Genomic DNA, 20,438 nt, shown 5'->3' with positions numbered 1-20,438 from the left:
CTTCTGCTCTTCGTGCAAGCGCTCATCGCGCTCACATCCGGAAGACGCCGAAGTTCGACGTCCCCTCGACCGGGCCACTGGCAATGGCGGACAAACACATGCCCAATACCGTGCGGGTGTCGCGCGGGTCGATCACCCCGTCGTCGTAGAGCATCCCCGACAGGACGAGCGGCAGCGACTCGGCTTCGATCTGCCCTTCGACCATGGCGCGCATGGCGGCATCGGCCGCCTCATCGACCTGCTGCCCGCGGGCCTCGGTGGCCGCCCGGTTCACGATCGACAGCACGCCTGCGAGCTGTGCTCCGCCCATCACCGAGGATTTGGCCGACGGCCAGGCGAACAGAAAGCGGGGATCGTAGGCGCGCCCACACATGCCGTAGTGCCCGGCGCCATAGGAGGCGCCGAGCAGCAGCGAGATGTGCGGCACCGTCGAATTGGACACGGCGTTGATCATCATCGAGCCGTGCTTGATCATCCCGCCCTCTTCGTAGTCCTTGCCCACCATGTAGCCGGTGGTGTTGTGCAGGAACAACAGTGGGGTGTTGGAGCGGTTGGCCAACTGGATGAACTGGGTGGCCTTCTGGGATTCTTCGCTGAACAGCACTCCCCGCGCATTGGCCAGGATGCCGATCGGATATCCGTGTAGCCGTGCCCAACCCGTCACCAAGGATGACCCGTAGAGCGGCTTGAACTCATCGAAGTCGGAGCCGTCGACGATCCGGGCGATCACCTCGCGCGGGTCGAACGGGACGCGCAGGTCCGCGGGCACGATGCCGATCAGCTCTTCGGAGTCGAACAGCGGCTCGGTCACCGTCTTGGGCCTCGGGCCCTGCTTGACCCAGTTCAGCCGTGCCACGATCCGTCGACCGATCCGCACCGCGTCAAGCTCATCGTTGGCGAGGTAATCGCCCAACCCCGAAGTGCGCGAGTGCATCTCGGCGCCGCCGAGTGACTCGTCGTCGGACTCCTCGCCGGTGGCCATCTTCACCAGCGGTGGCCCGGCCAAAAATACCTTGGAACGTTCTTTGATCATCACCACGTGATCGGACATGCCGGGCACATAGGCCCCGCCCGCGGTGGAGTTGCCGAAAACCAGCGCGATGGTCGGGATGCCGGCGGCCGACAGCCGAGTCAGATCGCGGAACATCTGGCCGCCGGGGATGAAGACTTCCTTCTGGGTGGGCAGGTCCGCTCCGCCGGATTCCACCAGGGAGATCACCGGAAGCCGGTTCTCCAGGGCGATCTTGTTGGCCCGCAGGATCTTGCGCAGCGTCCAGGGGTTGGACGTGCCGCCCTTAACCGTCGGGTCGTTGGCGACGATCATGCACTCCACGCCTTCGACCGCGCCGATCCCGGTGACCAGGCTGGCCCCGACCTGGAAAGCGCTGCCCCAGGCGGCCAGCGGGCACAGCTCCAGGAACGGTGAGTCGGCGTCGACCAGCGCCTCGATGCGCTCCCGGGCGGTGAGCTTGCCGCGGGAATGGTGGCGCTCGACGTACTTGGGTCCGCCGCCGGCGAGTGCTTTGGCGTGCTCGGCATCGATCTCGGCGAGTTTGTCGTTCAGCGCCTCCGCCGCCTCGGTGTGGGCGGGGGACGTCGGATCGAGAGTGGATCTGAGTGTGCTCACGATTGGTATCCCAGGGTCTTGGCGGCCAGTGAGGTCAGGATCTCGGTGGTTCCACCGCCGATGCCGATGATGCGCATGTCCCGATACTGACGCTCCACCTCGGACTCGGCCATATAACCCATGCCGCCGAACAGCTGCACCGCTTGGTTGGCCACCCATTCACCGGCCTCCACCGCGGTGTTCTTGGCGAAACACACCTCCGGGATGAGGAAGGCTTCACCGGCCAGCTGCCGCTCGACGACGTGGCGGGTGTAGACCCGGGCCACATCGATGCGGCGGGCCATCTCGGCCAGGGTGTTCTGCACCGCCTGCCGCGAGATCAGTGGCCGGCCGAACGTCTCCCGGTCCCGGCACCAGGTCAGGGTCAGGTCCAGGCAACGCTGCGCGCTGGAATACGCCTGCGCGGCCAGCCCGACTCGCTCGGAGACGAAGGCCGACGCGATCTGGGCGAAGCCGGTGTTCTCGACACCGACCAGGTTGGCTACCGGCACCCGCGCGTCGGCGTAGGACAGCTCGGCGGTGTCCGAGGAGCGCCAGCCCATCTTCTCCAGCTTGCGACTCACCTCAAACCCCGGCGTGCCCTTCTCGACCACCAGCAGCGACACCCCGGCCGCTCCCGGCCCGCCGGTGCGCACCGCGGTGACGACATAGTCGCCGCGCACCGCGGAGGTGATGAAGGTCTTGGAGCCGTTGACCACGTAGTGGTCGCCGTCGAGGCGCGCTGTGGTGCGCAGGTGTCCGACATCGGAGCCGCCGCCAGGCTCGGTGATGGCCAGCGAACCGATCTTCTCGCCGGCCAGCGTGGGGCGAACGAACTCCTCGATCAGTCGAGCGTCGCCCGAGGCGATCATGTGCGGTACCGCGATGCCGCAGGTGAACAGGGAGGCGAACACCCCGCCCGGCGCCCCGGCCTGGTGCATCTCCTCGCAGACGATCACCGCGTCTGCGCCGTCGCCGCCACTGCCGCCGACCTCCTCGGGGAAGCCCGCACCCAACAAGCCGACCTCGGCGGCCTTGCGGTGCAGTTCGCGCGGCAGCTCGCCGGAGCGTTCCCACTCATCGACGTGCGGCAGGATCTCGCGCTCGACGAAGCCGCGCACGGTCTTGCGCAGCTCTTGGCGCTCGGCGGTGGTCCAGATACTCACAGTTCCCCTTCTGACAGCAGCTGCTCGGGTATCTCGAGGTGACGACTTCGCAGCCATTCGCCCAGCCCCTTGGCCTGCGGGTCGAACCGGGCCTGGTAGGCGACGCCCTGCCCGAGGATGCCCTCGATAACGAAGTTCACCGCGCGCAATTTCGGCAGCAGGTGACGGGTGACCGGCAACTCGGCGGTTTCGGGCAGCAGTTCGCGCAGCTTGTCAGGAGTCAACGTGTGGGCCAGCCAGCGCCACTGTTCGTCGGTGCGCACCCAGACTCCGACGTTGGCCGAGCCGCCCTTGTCGCCGCTGCGGGCGCCGGCGATCGTCCCCAGTGGCGCGCGGCGGCTTGGGCCGGCCGGCAGTGCCTCGGGCAGCTCCGGGTCGGCGGCCGCAGCGAGTTCCAGGGTCTGCGTGGCGGAGGGAATGTCCACCCGGGTGCCGTCGGCGTGCACGGCGACGTGCGGCACCTGGGCGGCATCGACATAGCCGGGGGTGAAGACCCCGTAGACCTGGCCGTCGCCGGGTGGGGCGGTGACACAGAACCCGGGGTAGCTGGCCAGTGCGAGTTCGATGCCGGCCGCGGAGAACTTGCGGCCGACGTTCGCCGGGTCCGGGTCGCGCACCACACAGTGCAGTAGGGCGCTGGCGGTTTCCTCGGTGTCGGCGTCGGGGTGGTCGGTGCGCGACAACGTCCAGTCCAGCTCGGCCGGCCGCACGGTCAGGGCCGCCTCGAGCTGCGTGCGCAGCAGCGCGGCTTTGGCCTCGATGTCCAGGCCGGTCAGCACGAAGGTGGTGGAGTTGCGGAACCCACCGATGCTGTTCAGCGACACCTTGTAGGTGGGTGGCGGCGCCTCACCGGTCACGCCCGAGATCCGCACCCGGTCCGGCCCGTCGGCGGCCAGCTCGATGCTGTCCATCCGCGCCGTGACGTCGGGGTTCGCGTAGCGCGCGCCGGTCACCTCGTAGAGCAGTTGCGCGGTCACGGTGTCCACGCTGACCAGCCCGCCGGTGCCGGCATGCTTGGTGATCACCGACGACCCGTCGGCGTGGATCTCGGCGAGCGGGAACCCGGGGTGCAGCAACTTCTCGGTGGGAATCTCGGTAAAGAAGGAGTAATTGCCGCCGCTGGCCTGGATTCCGCACTCGATGACGTGGCCGGCGACCACGGCCCCGGCGAGTTGGTCGTAGTCCGTGCGGCTCCAGCCGAAATGAGCTGCGGCGGGCCCGACGATCACCGATGCATCGGTGACGCGGCCGGTGATCACCACGTCGGCGCCGCCGGCCAGGCACTCGGCGATGCCCCAGGCGCCCAGGTAGGCGTTCGCCGTCAGCGGAGTGCCCAATCCCAGCTCGGCCACACGGGGGAGCAGGTCATCGCCTTCGACGTGGGCGACGCGGGCCGGAACGCCCAGGCGCTGCGCCAGCTCGCGCACCGCGTCGGCCAGGCCCGCCGGATTCAGCCCGCCGGCGTTGGCCACGATGCGAACGCCCTGGTCCAGGGCCAGTCCGAGGCATTGTTCGAGCTGGGTCAGGAAGGTCTTAGCGTAACCGCGTTCCGGGTGCTTCATCCGGTCGCGACCCAGGATCAGCATGGTCAGTTCGGCCAGGTAGTCGCCGGTGAGGTAGTCCAGCTCGCCGCCGGTGAGCATCTCGTGCATGGCGGCGTGGCGGTCGCCGTAGAACCCCGAGCAGTTGCCGATCCGAACGGCTGCTGTCATCCCCAAATCCCATCCCTCAACCAACCGGTAGGTTAGCCGGTACCGCCGGTGCCGCGTCAAGGCGTCGGTCCCAGCCTCGCCTCTCCTTCGTCGAGCCTCGCTGAACCGCCGTATTCGCTATTTTGGAGCCGACGCTGGTCACCGGCTATCCTTTCGGATAGTCCCGCCGCTGGTATCGAAGCGGCACTATGCCAACAACAGGAGAGGCTCGACCATGGCCGTGCCGAAACGCAGGATGTCGCGTGCGAACACTCGTAGTCGCCGCGCGCAGTGGAAGGCTGAGGCAACCGGCCTGGTCAACGTGACGGTCGCCGGCCGCGCGCACAAGGTGCCGCGTCGCCTCCTCAAAGCTGCACGCCTGGGCCTTATCGACCTCGACCGTCGCTAATTAGGCTCCGACACGACCTGCTCCTGACCCTCCAGATCGCCTTTCGGATGATTGGATAGCACCCATGGCTACCCGGGTACTGGTTGTTGATGACGATCGCGCTGTGCGCGAGTCGTTGCGCAGGTCTTTGTCGTTCAATGGTTACTCGGTCTCGCTGGCCACCGACGGCGTCGAGGCGCTTGAGGCAATCACCAGCGACCGTCCGGACGCGATGATCCTGGACGTCATGATGCCGCGGCTGGACGGACTGGAAGTCTGTCGTCAGCTGCGCAGCACCGGTGACGACCTGCCGATCTTGGTCTTGACGGCACGGGACTCGGTGTCCGAGCGGGTCGCCGGCCTGGATGCCGGCGCCGACGACTACCTGCCCAAGCCGTTCGCACTGGAGGAACTGCTGGCGCGGATGCGGGCGCTGCTGCGCCGCACCACCGCCGAGGACCTGTCTGAATCGGTGGCGATGTCGTTCGAAGACCTGACGTTGGACCCGGTGACCCGCGAGGTCACCCGGGGTGATCGCCAGATCAGCCTGACCCGCACCGAGTTCGCCCTGTTGGAGATGCTGATCGCCAACCCGCGTCGGGTGCTGACCCGCAGCCGGATCCTCGAGGAGGTGTGGGGCTTCGACTTCCCCACCTCGGGCAACGCGCTGGAGGTCTACATCGGGTACCTGCGTCGCAAGACTGAAGCCGAAGGTGAGCCGCGGCTGATCTACACCGTTCGCGGGGTGGGTTACGTGCTGCGCGAGACTCCTCCCTGATGCAATCGTTCCGCCGCCGACAGGGTGAAGAGGCGAAGAAGACATCCCTGTCACTGCGCTGGCGGGTGATGCTACTGGCGATGTCGATGGTGGCATTGGTGGTGGTGTTGATGGCGGTGGCCGTCTACGCCGTGATCTCGGCGGCGCTCTACAACGACATCGATAATCAGCTGCAGAGTCGTGCTGAGATGCTGATCGCCAGCGGCTCACTGGCCGCCGATCCGCGTAAAGCGATCGAGGGCACCGCCTACTCCGACGTCAACGCCATGCTGGTCAACCCGGGCCGGTCGATCTACACCGCCAATCAGCCCGGTCAGCGGTTGCCGGTCGGCCAGCAGGAGAAGGCCGTCATCCGCGGCGAGCTGTTCCTGTCGCGCCGCACCGCGTCCGGCCAGCGGGTCCTGGCCGTGCACCTGCCCAATGGCAGCACGCTGTTGATCTCCAAGAGCCTGGCGCCTACCCGGGCGGTGACGATGAAGCTGCGATGGGTGCTGCTGGTCGTCGGCGGGGTGGGTGTCGTGGTGGCCGCGGTGGCCGGCGGCATGGTCACCAGAACCGGGCTGAGACCGGTGGGCCGCCTGACCGAGGCGGCCGAACGGGTGGCACGCACCGATGACTTGAGACCGATCCCGGTCTACGGCAGCGACGAGTTGGCCCGACTCACCGAGGCATTCAACGCCATGTTGCGGGCCTTGGCCGAGTCGCGGGAGCGGCAGGCACGACTGGTCGCCGACGCCGGGCATGAGCTGAAGACCCCGTTGACGTCGTTGCGTACCAACGTCGAGCTGTTGATGGCGTCCGCGGCGCCGGGTGCCCCGCAGCTGCCGGAGGAGGAGATGGCCGAATTGCGTGCTGACGCAATCGGTCAGATCGAGGAATTGTCCACGCTGGTGGGCGATTTGGTGGACCTGACCCGCGACGATCAACGCGAGGTTGCCTACGAGCAGGTCGACATCACCGAGGTCGTCGACCGCAGTATGGAGCGGGTCCGGCGGCGCCGCAACGACATCGAGTTCGACATCCAGGTGGTGCCGTGGCACGTGTACGGCGATGCGGCGGGGCTGTCCCGCGCGGTGCTCAACCTGCTCGACAATGCCGCCAAGTGGAGTCCCGCGGGCGGCGTGGTGGGGCTGCGGATGCGGCAGCTCGACCCCACGCACGTGGAGATGGTCGTGTCCGACGAGGGGCCCGGAATCCCGGAGAGCCAACGGGAATTGGTGTTCGAGCGTTTCTACCGATCGGACTCGGCACGCGCGATGCCCGGTTCCGGGCTGGGGCTGGCGATCGTCAAACAGGTGGTGCTCAAACACGGTGGAAAGATCACCATCGGAGAGACCATGCCCGGGGGGACGCCGCCTGGGACTTCGTTCCGAATGGTGTTGCCTGGCGGGGCCACGTCGGCCGAGCAAATACCGGCCGGAGCAGTCACAGGCGCTTCTCAGTCCACGTAGGCATGGTGGTGAGGCAACGTCGCCGCAGTCGTGTCCCTAGGAGTAGGCAGCAAACATGACGAATTACCCCGGGTACCCCCCGCCGCCTCAGCAACCGGAACGGGCCAACCCGACCGGTGGGCCGGCGGCGGACCAACGCGGACAGTCCGGTTACCCGGGCCGGGCCGCGCAGGGTTCGTACCCGCCGCCCTACGACTGGCGTTACGCCCCTCAGCAGGGCCAGCAGCAGCACCAGCAGTCCGCGTACCGCTCCGCCTATGACACCTCCTACGGCCGCCCCGGGATTCCGGTCGGTCCGGGCGGTCCCGGCGGGACACCGCCGAAGCGTTCTCGCACCGGAGGTTTGGTGCTGGGGGCGGTGGCGATCGCGGCGATGTCCGGTGTGATGGGCGGCGTGGTGGGCTCGGCGCTGCACTCCGATCACAAGCCGGTCGCCACCGGAAGCCACTCGTCGAGCATCCAGGCGCCGGGTGTGCCGGCCGCGGTGAATCTGCCGGACGGCTCCGTGGAGAAGGTTGCGGCGAAGGTGGTGCCCAGCGTCGTCATGCTGGAGACCGATCTGGGCCGCCAGTCCGAAGAGGGCTCGGGCATCATCCTGTCGGCCGACGGCCTGATCCTGACCAACAACCACGTGGTGGCCGCCGCTGCCGCCAAGCCCGACCCGGGCGCCAAGCTGGACCCGGGCAGCAAGCCCGACGGAGCGACCAAGGGGGCGCCGAGGACCACGGTGACCTTCGCCGACGGCCGCACCGCGCCGTTCACCGTGGTGGGGACGGACCCGGCCAGCGATATCGCCGTCGTGCGCGTCCAGGGCGTGTCGGATCTGACCCCGATCACGATCGGCTCCTCTGCAGACCTGCGGGTGGGCCAGAACGTGGTGGCGGTCGGGTCGCCGCTCGGCCTCGAGGGCACCGTGACCACCGGGATCGTCAGCGCGCTCAACCGGCCGGTGTCCACCAGCGGTGAGGCGGGTAACCAGAACACCGTGCTCGACGCGATCCAGACCGATGCCGCCATCAACCCCGGTAACTCGGGCGGTGCGTTGGTCAACATGAACGGCGACCTGGTCGGGATCAACTCCGCGATCGCCACCATGGGCGGCGATTCCGCCGAAGCGCAGAGCGGCTCGATCGGCCTCGGCTTCGCGATACCGGTGGACCAGGCCAAACGGATCGCCGATGAACTCATCAACTCGCCGGACCACACGGCGTCGCACGCCTCGCTCGGCGTCCGCGTCACCAGCGAGCGCAGCCTGCACGGCGCCAAGGTGGTCGAAGTGGTGCCCGGTGAGGCGGCCGCGAAGGCCGGCCTGCCCGAGGGCGCGACGGTGACGGCGTTCGACAAGCGCCCCATCGGCAGCGCTGACGCGCTGGTGGCCGCGGTGCGGTCCAAGGCGCCCGGCGACCAGGTGACGCTGACCTACTTGGATGCCGGTGGAGCGTCCAAGACCGCGCAGGTCACGCTGGGTAAAGCGCAGCAGTGACGGGTTGGTGACTGCGGTGTCGGAATCCGGATATACGGTTGCACCCATGGAGCAGTCCCGAGAACTCGCCGGCCGCGCCCTCGTCGTCGTTGTTGACGACCGCACCGCCCACGGCGATGAGGACCACAGTGGCCCGTTGGTCACCGAATTGTTGGCCGAGGGTGGATTCATGGTCGACGGTGTGGTCGCCGTCTCCGCCGACGAGGTGGAGATCCGCAACGCGCTGAACACGGCGGTGATCGGCGGGGTCGACCTGGTTGTTTCGGTGGGCGGCACCGGGGTCACCCCGCGCGACGTCACACCCGAGGCCACCCGTGAGCTCCTGGATCGCGAGATTCTCGGCATCGCCGAGGCGCTGCGGGCTTCCGGGTTGTCCGCCGGGATCGCCGACGCCGGGCTCTCGCGTGGCCTGGCCGGGGTCTCGGGCAGCACCCTGGTGGTCAACCTGGCCGGGTCCCGGGCTGCGGTGCGCGACGGGATGGCCACACTGAACCCGCTGGCCGCGGCGATTATCGGCCAACTGTCCAGCCTGGAGATCTAGCGGCCATGCCCGGACTCGAAGAGCATCAGTCCTCGTCGGACGAACGCGACCCGGACGACGCCCGGGAAGCCGAGGAACGCGAGCGCTGGTTACGGGACAACATCCCGCCGCATCACGGTTGAGGTTCGACTTCGCGAAATCCCCCGTACGGACTCCGCAGCGGCTACTACGGTTCGCCGTAGGCGGCGTGGCGCCGCTTCGCAGTGCATCCGTACGGAAGGGGAATTGCGGTGCTCAAGGGGTTCAAGAATTTCCTGATGCGCGATGACGTCATCACCGTGGCCATCGGTCTGGTCGTGGCGCTGGCGTTTTCCAACCTGGTCAAGGCCTTCACCGACAGCGTGATCAACCCGCTGGTCTCCGCCGCCCAGCCCGATACCGCCGGGCTGGGGCTGGGCTACCAATTGGGCGCGGAGGGCAACGAAGCGACGTTCATCGACCTCGGCGCCTTCATCTCGGCGATCATCTACTTCGTCGTGTTCATGGCCACGATCTACTTCCTGATCGTGTTGCCCTACAAGCACATCCAGAAGCGCCGCGGGAACACCGTCTTCGGCGACCCGGCACCGACCAAGACCTGCCCCGAGTGCAAGTCCGAAATCGCCGCCGACGCGAACAGGTGCAAGTTCTGCGCCAGCGTGCAGCCCGCCGCCGCTTAGCGGCGTTCAGCGCAGGGTGAGCGTGACGGCCTGACCCAGCGTGGCGCCGGCCACCGCCACCGCGGCGGTGGCCGGCAACGCCACCAGTACCACCCGGTCGTCGTGGTTGTGCTTGTCGGACACCAGCACCACGATCCCGCCACTGGCCAGCACCCGGGCGGTGCCGGGCGGACCGGCGGCATCGTCGGGGGCGGCGGTCACGACGTCGACGACATCGCCGGGGCGCACCAGATCGATCAGGGCGGCGTCGGCCGGGTGCACTCCCACGATGCGCGCGTCGGTTCCGGCAGCGGCCTCGGTGAGCCGGCGACCCAACAGACGCACATCGGTGAGTATCTCGCCGCGGCGGGCCGGACCCGCCAGCGTGGACTGCACCACCGCCGCCGTATCGGTGGCGGCGCCGTCGGGAACTGTTTGGGCCGAACGGCTTTCAAGGGAAACATCGTTGATGGTCAGGGCGGTGCCGGGCGCGATATCGTGGCTTGCCACTACCACATCGAGCCGGTCGCCCTGCGGGTTGGAGCGGATCGTCGCGACGCCGGCCAGCACGACCAGTGCGGCTGCGGTCACCCGACGGGCGCGCACGGTGCGGGTCCAGTCCGGGCGCAACGCCTGCGACATCCGGCTGATCAGTGTGGGGTTGAGCGGATCGCCCATGGCGTCACGCTAGGCGGCCGGCCCGCCACGGTTCGTCGATGCGGTGCCGGCCTGTGGATAACGAGCTAGGCCGAGGTGGTCGCCGGCTTCGAAGACGCGGACGAGGCGGTGCTGGCCTTGGCGCTGTCGCTGGACTTGGCGCCGCTGTCGGCCGATTTGGTGCCGCTGTCGCTCGAACCGCTGCCGGAGTCACCAGAGCTCGTAGAGCTGGCGGAGCTACTGCCGTTGCTGGAACCGTTGGACGTTGACTTCCCGGACTTGCCCGCTTCGCGGCTGTCGTTGCGGTAGAAGCCACTGCCCTTGAAGACCACGCCGACCTTGCCGAAGATCTTGCGCAGCCGGCCGTTGCATTCCTCGCAGTTGGTCAGTGCGTCGTCGGTGAAGGCCTGGACCACATCGAAGCGGTTGCTGCACTCGGTGCAGGCATAGCTGTAGGTGGGCACGTGAACCTCCGTGAATCGAACAATCGGCTTAGCACTCTACCGTGCTAAGTGCTAGAACCACTATGTGGCCTTCCTCATTCCTGGCCACTGTGGCTCAGCCCAGCGCCACCAGGCCGAGCCCGGGTGTCAGGGCATGGGTCATCGGCACGTCGTGGGCCTCGGCAGGCAGCTTGTCGAGAAGCTCGGCGTCGCGGACCACTGCGACCAGCGGAATCTGCGGCCTGCGCCACTGCAGCGAGCGGTCGTAAAAGCCCGCGCCGCGCCCCAGTCGGGCCCCCCGGCGGTCGACGGCCACTGCCGGCACCACGATCAGGTCCGCCTCGGCCAGCGCGTCGGCGGCCAGCCACGGTTGCGGTGGTTCGAGCAGGCCGAACCGGGCGGTGGCCAGGGACTCCGGCCGGTACTCCCCCCATAACAGCGCCAGCGGGGTGCCGTCGTCGGTGGTGCGCACCACCGGCAACAGCACCCGCACGCCGCGACGGGTCAGGCGAGCGAGCATCTCGGTCGAGCCCGGCTCGCTGCCGATCGGGACATAGGCGCAGACCGTGGTGGCCTGGCCCGCCAGTTGTTGCAGGTGCTCGGCCAACGCCGCAGCCTCGGCGGCGTGCACATCGGGGGGTACCGCGCGTCGGTCGGCGAGCAGCCGCGCCCGCAACGCGGACTTGGCGGCCACCACCGCGTCGTCGGTCACGGCAACCAGACTGTCAGCAACGGCTCGCCTACCGCCAGCCGAAGAGATCAAGTGGATTGCGGTTATCGTGTGAGCAATGCCCACGCCGAAGGTCCCGATTCCGCGCACTGCCATTGTGCCCGCGGCAGGTTTGGGCACCCGCTTTCTGCCCGCGACCAAGACAGTGCCCAAAGAGCTGTTGCCGGTCGTCGACACCCCCGGAATCGAACTGGTAGCTGCCGAGGCGGCCGAGGCCGGCGCCGAGCGGTTGGTGATCATCACCTCCGAGGGCAAGGACGGCGTGGTCGCGCACTTCGTCGAAGACCTGGTGCTGGAAGGCACGCTGGAGGCCCGCGGTAAGAAGGCGATGCTGGCCAAGGTGCGCCGGGCCCCGCAGTTGATCAAGGTCGAGTCGGTGGTGCAGGCCGAGCCGCTGGGCCTGGGGCATGCCATCAGCTGCGTCGAGCCCACGTTGTCCCCCGACGAAGATGCCGTCGCGGTGTTGCTTCCCGACGACCTGGTGCTGCCCACCGGTGTGCTGGAGACCATGTCGAAGGTGCGTGCCCGCCGGGGCGGCACCGTGTTGTGCGCGATCGAGGTCAGTCCCGACGAGGTCAGCGCCTACGGCGTCTTCGATGTCGAGTCGCTGCCCGACAGCGACAACCCGGACGTGATGCGGGTCAAGGGGATGGTCGAGAAGCCCAAGGCGCAGGACGCACCGTCGACGTATGCGGCGGCGGGCCGCTATGTGCTGGACCGGGCCGTGTTCGACGCGTTGCGGCGCATCGATCGCGGGGCCGGCGGCGAGGTGCAGCTCACCGACGCCATCGCGCTGATGATCGCCGAGGGCCACCCCGTGCACGTCGTCGTGCACCGGGGGTCGCGACACGACCTGGGAAATCCGGGCGGCTACCTCAAAGCTGCGGTTGACTTTGCCTTGGACCGCGACGACTACGGTCCGGATCTGCGTCGGTGGTTGGTGGCGCGGCTGGGCTTGGCGGAGAACTGAGCTGACGTCTGCGGAGAATCGGACCGATGCAGCAACGGAGAAAGGCGCACCGTGCGTTCGGTTGAGGAGCAGCAGGCCCGGGTTTCGGCTGCCGCGGTGGCGCCCCGCCCGGTCCGGGTAGCGATCGCCGAGGCGCAGGGCTTGATGTGCGCCGAAGAGGTGGTCGCCGAGCGGCCGATGCCCGCATTCGACCAGGCCGCCATCGACGGCTACGCGGTGCGCAGCGTCGATGTGCTGGGTGCCGACGCGATCGGCGACAGCTCCGATGGGGCCGGGCGCGATGATGCCTCCAACACCGTGGTCACCCTGCCGGTGTTGGGTGTCATCGAAGCCGGTGCGCGCACCCCGACCCGGCTGCAACCCAAGCTGGCCACCCGGATCCAGACCGGGGCGCCGATGCCCACCCTGGCCGATGCGGTCCTTCCGCTGCGCTGGACGGACGGCGGGAACTCCCGGGTCCGGGTGCTGCGCGGCGTGCGCCCGGGCGACTATGTGCGCCGGGTCGGTGACGACGTGCAGCCCGGTGACGTCGCGGTGCGTGCCGGCACGGTGGTCGGCGCGGCCCAGGTGGGGCTGCTGGCCGCCGTGGGCCGCGACCGTGTGCTGGTGCACCCGCGCCCCCGACTGTCGGTGATGGCGGTGGGTGGCGAACTGGTCGACGTCAATCGCACCCCCGGCAACGGGCAGGTCTACGACGTCGACTCCTACGCGCTGGCCGCGGCCGGTCGTGACGCGGGCGCGGAGGTGAACCGGGTCGGCATCGTCAGCAATGACCCCAAGAAACTGCGCGAGACGGTGGAGGGACAACTCAATCGCGCCGAAGTGGTGGTGATCGCCGGTGGAGTCGGGGGCGCCGCGGCCGATGAGGTGCGCGCGGTGCTGGCCGACCTCGGCGACATGGAAGTCGCCCGGATCGCGATGCACCCCGGGTCGGTGCAGGGTTTCGGCCAGCTCGGCCCGGAAGGGGTGCCGACGTTCCTGTTGCCCACCAATCCGGTGAGCGCTCTGGTGGTGTTCGAGGTGATGATCCGCCCGCTGATCCGGCTGTCGCTGGGCAAGCGCGAGCCGATGCGCCGGATGGTGCAGGCCCGCACCCTCGGTCCGATCAGCTCGATGCCCGGGCGCAAGGGATTCTTGCGCGGCCAGCTGATGCGTGACGAGGACACCGGCGAATACCTGGTGCAGGTGCTCGGGGTTTCCGGCGGCACGTCGTCGCACCTGCTCGCCACGTTGGCCGAGGCGAACTGTCTGGTGGTGGTTCCCGAGGAGGTCGAACAGGTCGCCGCCGGCGAGTTGGTGGATGTCGCCTTCCTGGCTCAGCGGGGTTGAACCCGAGTCCATGTTGGTCAATCTGTGGCCGTTCAAGGCCGTTGAGCACCCCGGCTGGCCGAGTGTGCTTGGGCCCCTGCGGGTGCAGGCGGGGGTGATCCGGCTGCGGCCGGTGCGTATGCGTGACGGCGTGGCATGGAGCCGGATCCGGCTGGCCGACCGCGGCTACCTGGAGCAGTGGGAACCCAGCGTGGAGGTGGACTGGGTGACCCGGCACGGCAGCGCGTCCTGGCCGCCGTTGTGTTCGAGCCTGCGCACCGAGGCCCGCTACGGGCGGATGCTGCCGTACGTGATCGAACTCGACGGCCGATTCTGCGGCCAGCTGACGGTGGGCAACATCGCTCACGGGGCGCTGCGCTCGGCCTGGATCGGCTATTGGGTGTCCAGTGCGGTGGCCGGCGGGGGAGTGGCGACCGGTGCGGTGGCGCTCGGGCTGGACCACTGCTTCGGGCCGGTACGGCTACACCGAGTGGAGGCCACCGTCCGGCCGGAGAACGCGGCCAGCCGAGCGGTGTTGGCGAAGGCCGGTTTCCGCCAGGAAGGGCTGTTGCAGCGCTACCTGGACGTCGACGGGGCGTGGCGTGACCACCTGCTGGTCGCGATGACGGCCGAGGAGGTCGCCGGCTCGGTGACCGCGGCGCTGATCCGGTCCGGCCGCGCCGCCCGGGTCTGACGCAAATTCGGGCGAGCTGTTACCCGTGTGGTAGTTGTGACTAACGAGGTCAGCGAGTAAATTACAACTGTGTAATTGGTTCGGCGCGTCGTCCGAGGTCGTGTGGGTCCCACACCTAGCCTTGGCTCGGAAAGGAGCAGGCCAACCATGCCCAGCATCCCGCAATCATTGCTCTGGATCTCACTGGTCGTTCTCTGGCTGTTCGTACTGGTGCCGATGCTGGTCAGCAAGCGCGACGCGGTGCGTCGTACCAGTGACGTCGCCTTGGCGACCAGGGTATTGACCAGTGGTTCCAGCGCCCGGCTGCTCAAGCGCGGCGGCCCGGCCACCGGCCACCGCAGCGACCCCGACTGGCAGCACAGCGCCGACGATGTCGACGAGGACGCCGACATCGATGATGTCGACGAGGTCGAGGGCGAGCCCGCTCAGGACGGCTCGCGGGTGTTCGTCGCCGCGGCGGCCGTGTTCGTCGCCACCGCGGAAAAGCAGGTCGGTGAGCAGACCGAGCTCGACTACTTGGACGTCGACGTCGTCGCCGATGACTCCGACGTGCTCCCGCTGTCGGAAGCGGGGCTTGCCGCCGAGGTCGAAGCCGAGGCGCGCGCCCAGGCCGAAGCCCAGGCCGCCGCCGAGGCGGAAGCTCGCGCTGCGGAGGAGGCCGCCATGGCGGCCGAGGCCTTGGCGGCCAAGGTCGAAGCCGAGGCCGACGAGGGCGCCTACGAGGAGCCGGCCGCCGAAGCCGAATCCGACGGTTACGAGTACGAGTACGTCGAGGACAGCTCCGGGCTCGAGCCCGAGGCGGAGTCCTCCGCGCGCGGGGCCGGTCTGTCGGCCCGTGGTCGCCGGCCACGTATCGACACCGCGGCGGCCGTCAGCGCGCGCAAGTACGAGTTCCGCAAGCGCGTGTTGATGTCGCTGGCGGTCGTCCTGGTGCTCTCGGCGCTCACCGCCTTCACCGTGGCGCCCAGTGCGTGGTGGATCTGTGGTGGCGCGGCTGGCGCAACGGTGCTCTATCTGGCCTACCTGCGGCGTCAGACCCGGATCGAGCAGCAGGTGCGGGCCCGCCGGGCACGGCGTTCCGAGCGGCCGCGTATGCAGCGCGAGAGTGTCCACACCGACGCGTTCGAGGTGGTGCCGTCACGGCTGCGCCGTCCGGGCGTGGCGGTGCTGGAGATCGACGACGAGGACCCGGTGTTCGAGCACTTGGAGTACACGTCGAGTTCCGGCCGGTACAACTGGCGCGGCGACCTGGCGCGCGCCTCCGGTCAATAGGTCTCGGTTTCAGGGCACCCGCTAGGGGCTGGTAATCTCCTATCGGTCAGGGGCTATAGCGCAGTTGGTAGCGCGTCTCGTTCGCATCGAGAAGGTCAGGGGTTCGATTCCCCTTAGCTCCACAGAGTAATGGCAGGTCAGGAAACTGGCCTTCCATTCCTGCTATTGAGCAGTCCGCAGTGCGTCCGCAGCAGTCCTGATCGCAGCATCGAGACGGTCTGCAACTTGGTCCAAGTCGTCGTCGAACAGGTCGGCATAAGTGTCGAGGGTCATGGACGCCTTCGCGTGCCCGAGCATTCGCTGAACAGCCTTCACGTTGGCCCGCGCACTGACAGCCAGGCTGGCCGCGGTATGGCGTAGGTCGTGAGGCGTGATGGCTGGGAACGCGGGGTCCGCGGCCTGACATTGAACGATCGCCGGCCGAAATACTCGCGCCCGCCAATTGGAGTTCCTCAGAACGCCGCCACGTCGGTCGGTGAACACCAAGCTGTCGCGTTCCTTACTGGACATCAGCGCGGCTAGCTCAGGGACGAGCACGGCAGGGAAGGGCACGGACCGCCGCTCCCAAGTCTTCGGGGTGCTCCACTGCAGGCCGCCCAACTCGGTTACCGAGCGAGATACGTTGACACGCCGCCGCAGCATGTCGAAGTCCTGCACGCGCAGCGCGGCCATCTCGCCCCATCGCAGCCCGGTGTACGCCAGGAAGCGGACGACGATGGCATCCCTTTCGACCGCGGACGCAAGCGTGGCAACCTGCTGATGCGTCAGGTATCCGCGGTCGGCGTGCTGGCGCTTGGGTAGCTTCACGCCGTCGCAGGGGTTGCGGGCTATGCGGCCGTCCTCGACCGCGGCTCCCATGACTTGCCGAAGAACACCGAATGCGTTCTCGATCGTCGGCGTTCCGGCCCCGGCGGCGACCATCGATGCGATCCAGGCACGAACCGTCGATGACCGGACGTCCGCCACCAGCACATCGCTCCATTGGGGTTTAACTCGACAGTTCCACGCGCTCTGGCGTGACGAGGCAGTCTTCGCCGAGACATGCGACAGTGCCGCGAACCACGTTGTGTAGACGGCGGCTACCGTGACTCGCCCTGCTGACGGCCTCACGTACGTTCCGGTGGTGAGCTTGGCGACCTCAGTATCGAGCCATTGCTGAGCGTCTATCTTGCGGGTGAAGCCTTTCGCATGCTCACGGCCGTCGTCGTCGACGTATCTTGCACGCCAACGCTTTCCGACTCCACTTGCGGCGCTGGGTACCGTTTGGGCGTCGCCGGCTTCATTTCGGACGGTCTTGTTCCACCGGTCCTCGACACCGGACCTACGGCTGCGCTGCATTCTTGTACGCCTCCATTTCCATGTCCATGAGGTTCTCCACCCTCAGCTCCAGCAGACCGTCGTCTGAAATCGACGGTCTTCCTTGCTCTTTCCGCAGTAGTGCCTCCGACAGTTCGGTCAGAAGCAATAGTGCCTGATTGGCCAGGTGCAGATTCGTGCTCCAGACGTGGTGGCCCAGATTGTGAAGCGCGTTAGCGCCATCGAGTTCTCTCGGTAATTCTTCAAGCTGTTCGCGAAGCGTCTCTAGCGCCGTGAAAACCTGGTGGGACGACTGGCGGGCTGTGTCTCGCAGGATGCGCAGTGCGTACTGCAATTCACTGTTTCTGGTACCCGGTTCGTGGCCGACCATGGAGTCGATCGACGTCTCGAATAGCTCGGCTATCCCCAGGGCCTCGTTGATCCTGACGGATCGTTGTCCCGCTTCGATCTTGGCGACCGTCGTTGGATGCATCGGATTGATGCCGTTGTCGGACAACATCTTCGCCATCTCGGCCTGCGACCAGCCGCGGCTCGCTCGCTCGCCCTGGACGCGCTTGCCGAAAGAGGAATCACTCCACTTCTTGCTTCCCATTTTCGCAAGACTACCGTTTTGGGTTGACGATCCGCAACTGTGCTGGTCAACTGGGTGTACGTGCTAGAACGGCAACCATTCGAAATTGGGAGGTTATGAAGTGCAGAACGAGTTCTTGGGCGCGCTCGACCTGGAGGAGATGACTGGAACCAAAGCGGCTACATGGCGCTACTGGGCGAGTGTCAACTGGGGCCCTGTCAGCTTCAAGATCGGCCGTCGCCGCGTGTGGAAGAGGTCGACTGTGTTGGCGTGGCTGGCTGAGCAAGAAGCTGCTGCCGTGCGTGGGGGCGATCTGTGATGCCGGAAGACCTTGTGAACCGCGAGTCTTCGCCGCTTGACCAGCTCATTGTGTGGTTCGGCCGGTTCATCCGATTCACTCATCCCGATGGCGTCAACATACTGGCTTTGTGGACTGCCCATACGTATCTGGCTACCGACCTGTACACCAGTCCCCGACTGATGATCGACTCGGTGATGCCGGGGAGCGGCAAGACCACGCTCCTTGATCACCTTAACCGGTTGTGTTTCAAACCCGTTCATGCCGCGACGCTGACTTCATCGGCCCAGTTGACTCGTATGCTCGACGCCGGTCCACGCACTATCCTGCTGGATGAGGTGGACCGGACTCTCAGCGCAGAACGGTCTGGTGTCGGTGATCTGCTAGCCGTGCTGAACGCCGGATATCGCGTTGGCGCAACACGTCCCGTTCTTGTGTCAGCTCCTGGCGGCGACTGGGACACCAGGGAGATGCCGACGTTCGCTCCGGTAGCGATGGCAGGCAATTCTCCGCGCCTTCCGGCCGATACCGTCTCTCGATGCATACGCATCCTGTTGATGCCCGACCTCGATGGAGATGCCGAAGATTCTGACTGGGAATTGATCGAAGGCGATGCAGTGAAATTGCGTTCGGACATCGAAGCGTGGACGGAGACGGTGCGGGGCCAGGTGAAGGGCATGGCGGTCGACTTGCCGGCCGAATGCATTGGGCGCTCGAAGGAGAGATGGCGCCCGCTCAAGCGGATCGCGGCGCTCGCGGGCGGCGCCTGGCCTGCAATCGCGGATCGCCTCATCAGCCAGAGCTTGGCCGAGGATGCTGCCGAGAACGCGGCTGGGCTGAAGGTGTTGCCGCCGGGCATGGTGATAATGATCGACCTGTACGCTGTCTGGCCGGCTGGCGAAACGTTCGTACCAACAAGCGATTTGGTGGAAAGGCTGATCGCGCACAACCCGGACTTTTGGGGCCAGAACAGCAGCTACGGAAAGGCATTGACCGAAACCCGGTTCGGCCGGATCGTAGTGCAGGCTGCGAAGGTGACGTCATCGCGGCCTGGGGGGCGAGGTCGGCGCGGTTACCAGCGGTCAATGCTCGAACCGGTCTGGAAGCGGCTTCGTATTGAACCTGGTGCACCTGGTGAAGTCGGCGCAGTCGGTAGATACGACGACGATGGCCGTCGGCAGCGCCAGGTTAACCAACTGCACCATCCCGATGACGTGGTCCCGAAGATGGACGCGCTTCTGGGCGCTTCGGTCAACTAGCCTGCGGACCAGTGCTATTGCGCTAAACACGCCATGAACGGGTCTACGCTGAGCCGGTCCTGCTCGCGATTGCGAGCGCGGACGTTGCGGCAATCGATGCATTGGTTAACAGAGCTGCCGGGAGCTGTCGCTCGACCGAACTGTTGAACGGTGGACTCCCCGCGCCACTATTTTGGAAAACTCGCTTTAACGCGCGTATGCCCAGCGAAGGGTGTGCGGTCAACGGATCGAGAGATTTCAACCCACCCCCTGCAGTCCTGAAAGTGTGTTAGTCCGCACCCTAGGTCACTAGTTTATGGCCCGTTCTTGATCACGGTCGGGGTCAATGACCTCCGCGTCGATCGTGTTGTCGTCCATCGGGTCCGCGGTCGGATGCTCGCCTCTCCCAAGCTCGCCGGGCGTCTTTTGCTCAAGTGCACGGGGCGGATTTTGCAGTTCAACAATATATTCCCGCAGAGTGTCTACCTTCTCCAATAGCGCGTTAGTCTCGTCGAGGACCTCGTTAGCTCCGTGCAGGAGAGCAGCCGCAGTCACCATGGCATAGGTCATTTTCTTGGCGACTTGTGCAGGCACGCGAGTGATGGCCGGTAGCGCCCAACCGAGCAGTGTCTTACTCGCCTCGACGACCGGCTCCGTGCCGAATGTGTTCAGCACATCTTCGGCGAGAAGAAATTTCAGCCGATCAACGTGCGCTCGAAGCTCGTTGGCGAGCCGCTCGTCAATCTCGCCGCTGCCCAGGATTTCGTCCCAGACGACCAGCGATTCCCGAAGCCGACTGATGGCGTCGTCCGACGGCGCCGCCGCGGCGAGCGAGTGCGCCTGGAACGCGTAACCTAAGCCCGTAAGTTGATCCAGGGTCTGAGAATCGCAGATGGACGCTGCCGGCGAACCGGTGCTCCTCCAGTGATCAAAGAAAACGATCGCTTGATACCAGGCTGGCAGCAGTCGCATGTATTGGGTGCGCCCGTCCGTCTCTGGCGGCAGGGCGACCAAGCGTGCGTAAACCCGGTTGAAGAGAGCGACAACCTCGCCGTGCCTTTGGGCGAATTGCACGGTTCCCCCCTGCGCGTGCAGGGTCGTTTCCCATCCCGCCAGGACCGTTCTGCTGCCCGAGTCGGCTACGTGCTTGAGAATGTTCCGTAAAGCGACCGCGGGGTTTGCCGTGAGCGTCAAAGTC

The 20,438-nt window shown here is 66.9% G+C and carries 20 protein-coding genes and 1 tRNA gene; 12 read left to right on the top strand and 9 right to left on the bottom strand.

Annotated elements, in window-relative coordinates; genetic code table 11:
• Nucleotides 1–31: 31 nt before the first annotated feature.
• The 3 genes from ACJH5R_RS01295 to ACJH5R_RS01285 are packed head-to-tail and all read right to left on the bottom strand — an operon-like array spanning nt 32 to nt 4,484.
• A complete protein-coding gene (locus ACJH5R_RS01295) occupies nt 32–1,627 on the bottom strand; it encodes an acyl-CoA carboxylase subunit beta (protein WP_406781124.1) in 1,596 nt (531 codons plus the stop codon).
• Entirely contained in the window at nt 1,624–2,772 is a 1,149-nt protein-coding gene (locus tag ACJH5R_RS01290) for an acyl-CoA dehydrogenase family protein (protein ID WP_406781123.1), read from the bottom strand. Before ACJH5R_RS01290 ends, ACJH5R_RS01295 begins: the two co-directional genes overlap by 4 nt.
• The gene (locus ACJH5R_RS01285) at nt 2,769–4,484 is read right to left on the bottom strand and encodes an acyclic terpene utilization AtuA family protein (RefSeq protein WP_406781122.1); all 1,716 of its coding nucleotides are present in this window, start codon (nt 4,482–4,484) and stop codon (nt 2,769–2,771) included. The genes ACJH5R_RS01290 and ACJH5R_RS01285 overlap by 4 nt, the downstream gene beginning before the upstream one ends.
• Before the next feature lie 214 nt (nt 4,485–4,698).
• On the opposite strand from ACJH5R_RS01285, the gene rpmF reads away from it, so the two are divergent.
• From rpmF to ACJH5R_RS01255, 6 genes are all read left to right on the top strand, one after another.
• Complete coding sequence (gene rpmF / locus ACJH5R_RS01280; protein WP_024442852.1) at nt 4,699–4,872, top strand: 50S ribosomal protein L32; 174 nt, start codon at nt 4,699–4,701, stop codon at nt 4,870–4,872.
• A gap of 64 nt (nt 4,873–4,936) precedes the next feature.
• Nucleotides 4,937–5,629 carry a response regulator transcription factor gene (locus tag ACJH5R_RS01275; protein WP_024442851.1) on the top strand — a complete coding sequence of 231 codons (693 nt, stop codon included), beginning with the start codon at nt 4,937–4,939 and terminating at the stop codon, nt 5,627–5,629.
• Nucleotides 5,629–7,080: an ATP-binding protein gene (locus ACJH5R_RS01270; protein ID WP_406781121.1), complete on the top strand. Its 1,452-nt coding sequence runs from the start codon at nt 5,629–5,631 to the stop codon at nt 7,078–7,080. Before ACJH5R_RS01275 ends, ACJH5R_RS01270 begins: the two co-directional genes overlap by 1 nt.
• Before the next feature lie 55 nt (nt 7,081–7,135).
• The gene (locus tag ACJH5R_RS01265; RefSeq protein WP_406781120.1) at nt 7,136–8,563 is read left to right on the top strand and encodes a S1C family serine protease; all 1,428 of its coding nucleotides are present in this window, start codon (nt 7,136–7,138) and stop codon (nt 8,561–8,563) included.
• 46 nt (nt 8,564–8,609) lie between these two features.
• Nucleotides 8,610–9,104: a molybdenum cofactor biosynthesis protein B gene (locus tag ACJH5R_RS01260; RefSeq protein WP_406781119.1), complete on the top strand. Its 495-nt coding sequence runs from the start codon at nt 8,610–8,612 to the stop codon at nt 9,102–9,104.
• A gap of 230 nt (nt 9,105–9,334) precedes the next feature.
• Nucleotides 9,335–9,763: an MscL family protein gene (locus tag ACJH5R_RS01255; protein ID WP_406781118.1), complete on the top strand. Its 429-nt coding sequence runs from the start codon at nt 9,335–9,337 to the stop codon at nt 9,761–9,763.
• A gap of 6 nt (nt 9,764–9,769) precedes the next feature.
• Here the strand turns inward: ACJH5R_RS01255 and ACJH5R_RS01250 are convergent, their stop codons facing one another.
• From ACJH5R_RS01250 to ACJH5R_RS01240, 3 genes are all read right to left on the bottom strand, one after another.
• Nucleotides 9,770–10,420, bottom strand: a complete 651-nt coding sequence (locus ACJH5R_RS01250) for an SAF domain-containing protein (RefSeq protein WP_406781117.1) — start codon at nt 10,418–10,420, stop codon at nt 9,770–9,772.
• 65 nt (nt 10,421–10,485) lie between these two features.
• A complete protein-coding gene (locus tag ACJH5R_RS01245) occupies nt 10,486–10,863 on the bottom strand; it encodes an FmdB family zinc ribbon protein (protein ID WP_406781116.1) in 378 nt (125 codons plus the stop codon).
• A 94-nt stretch (nt 10,864–10,957) separates the two neighbouring features.
• Nucleotides 10,958–11,554, bottom strand: coding sequence for a 5-formyltetrahydrofolate cyclo-ligase (locus ACJH5R_RS01240; RefSeq protein ID WP_406781115.1), 597 nt, complete (start codon nt 11,552–11,554; stop codon nt 10,958–10,960).
• Nucleotides 11,555–11,630: 76 nt separating this feature from the next.
• Here ACJH5R_RS01240 and ACJH5R_RS01235 point away from each other — a divergent pair, with 76 nt between their 5' ends.
• The 5 genes from ACJH5R_RS01235 (at nt 11,631) to ACJH5R_RS01215 (ending at nt 15,938) form a co-directional block, all read left to right on the top strand.
• Nucleotides 11,631–12,542: a UTP--glucose-1-phosphate uridylyltransferase gene (locus ACJH5R_RS01235; protein ID WP_406756035.1), complete on the top strand. Its 912-nt coding sequence runs from the start codon at nt 11,631–11,633 to the stop codon at nt 12,540–12,542.
• A gap of 51 nt (nt 12,543–12,593) precedes the next feature.
• Complete coding sequence (glp, locus tag ACJH5R_RS01230; RefSeq protein ID WP_406781114.1) at nt 12,594–13,871, top strand: gephyrin-like molybdotransferase Glp; 1,278 nt, start codon at nt 12,594–12,596, stop codon at nt 13,869–13,871.
• 10 nt (nt 13,872–13,881) lie between these two features.
• Nucleotides 13,882–14,544, top strand: coding sequence for a GNAT family N-acetyltransferase (locus ACJH5R_RS01225; RefSeq protein ID WP_406781113.1), 663 nt, complete (start codon nt 13,882–13,884; stop codon nt 14,542–14,544).
• 147 nt (nt 14,545–14,691) lie between these two features.
• Complete coding sequence (glpR, locus tag ACJH5R_RS01220) at nt 14,692–15,816, top strand: gephyrin-like molybdotransferase receptor GlpR (RefSeq protein ID WP_406781112.1); 1,125 nt, start codon at nt 14,692–14,694, stop codon at nt 15,814–15,816.
• Nucleotides 15,817–15,865: 49 nt separating this feature from the next.
• Nucleotides 15,866–15,938, top strand: a tRNA-Ala gene (locus tag ACJH5R_RS01215).
• Between the two features lie 40 nt (nt 15,939–15,978).
• On the opposite strand, the gene ACJH5R_RS01210 is transcribed toward ACJH5R_RS01215, so the two are convergent.
• On the bottom strand, nt 15,979–17,154 hold the full coding sequence (locus tag ACJH5R_RS01210) for a tyrosine-type recombinase/integrase (RefSeq protein WP_406781111.1): 1,176 nt from the start codon (nt 17,152–17,154) through the stop codon (nt 15,979–15,981).
• A complete protein-coding gene (locus ACJH5R_RS01205; protein WP_406781110.1) occupies nt 17,138–17,725 on the bottom strand; it encodes a helix-turn-helix transcriptional regulator in 588 nt (195 codons plus the stop codon). The genes ACJH5R_RS01210 and ACJH5R_RS01205 overlap by 17 nt, the downstream gene beginning before the upstream one ends.
• A 297-nt stretch (nt 17,726–18,022) precedes the next feature.
• Here ACJH5R_RS01205 and ACJH5R_RS01200 point away from each other — a divergent pair, with 297 nt between their 5' ends.
• Entirely contained in the window at nt 18,023–19,261 is a 1,239-nt protein-coding gene (locus tag ACJH5R_RS01200) for a DUF3631 domain-containing protein (protein ID WP_406781109.1), read from the top strand.
• A gap of 288 nt (nt 19,262–19,549) precedes the next feature.
• On the opposite strand, the gene ACJH5R_RS01195 is transcribed toward ACJH5R_RS01200, so the two are convergent.
• The gene (locus ACJH5R_RS01195; protein WP_406781108.1) at nt 19,550–20,314 is read right to left on the bottom strand and encodes a hypothetical protein; all 765 of its coding nucleotides are present in this window, start codon (nt 20,312–20,314) and stop codon (nt 19,550–19,552) included.
• Nucleotides 20,315–20,438 lie beyond the last annotated feature (124 nt).

This window comes from Mycobacterium sp. SMC-19, assembly GCF_045310815.1.
Classification (GTDB): Bacteria; Actinomycetota; Actinomycetes; order Mycobacteriales; family Mycobacteriaceae; genus Mycobacterium.
Note: the sequence above shows the minus strand (reverse complement) of the source record. Positions and strands in the feature narration are given on the sequence as shown.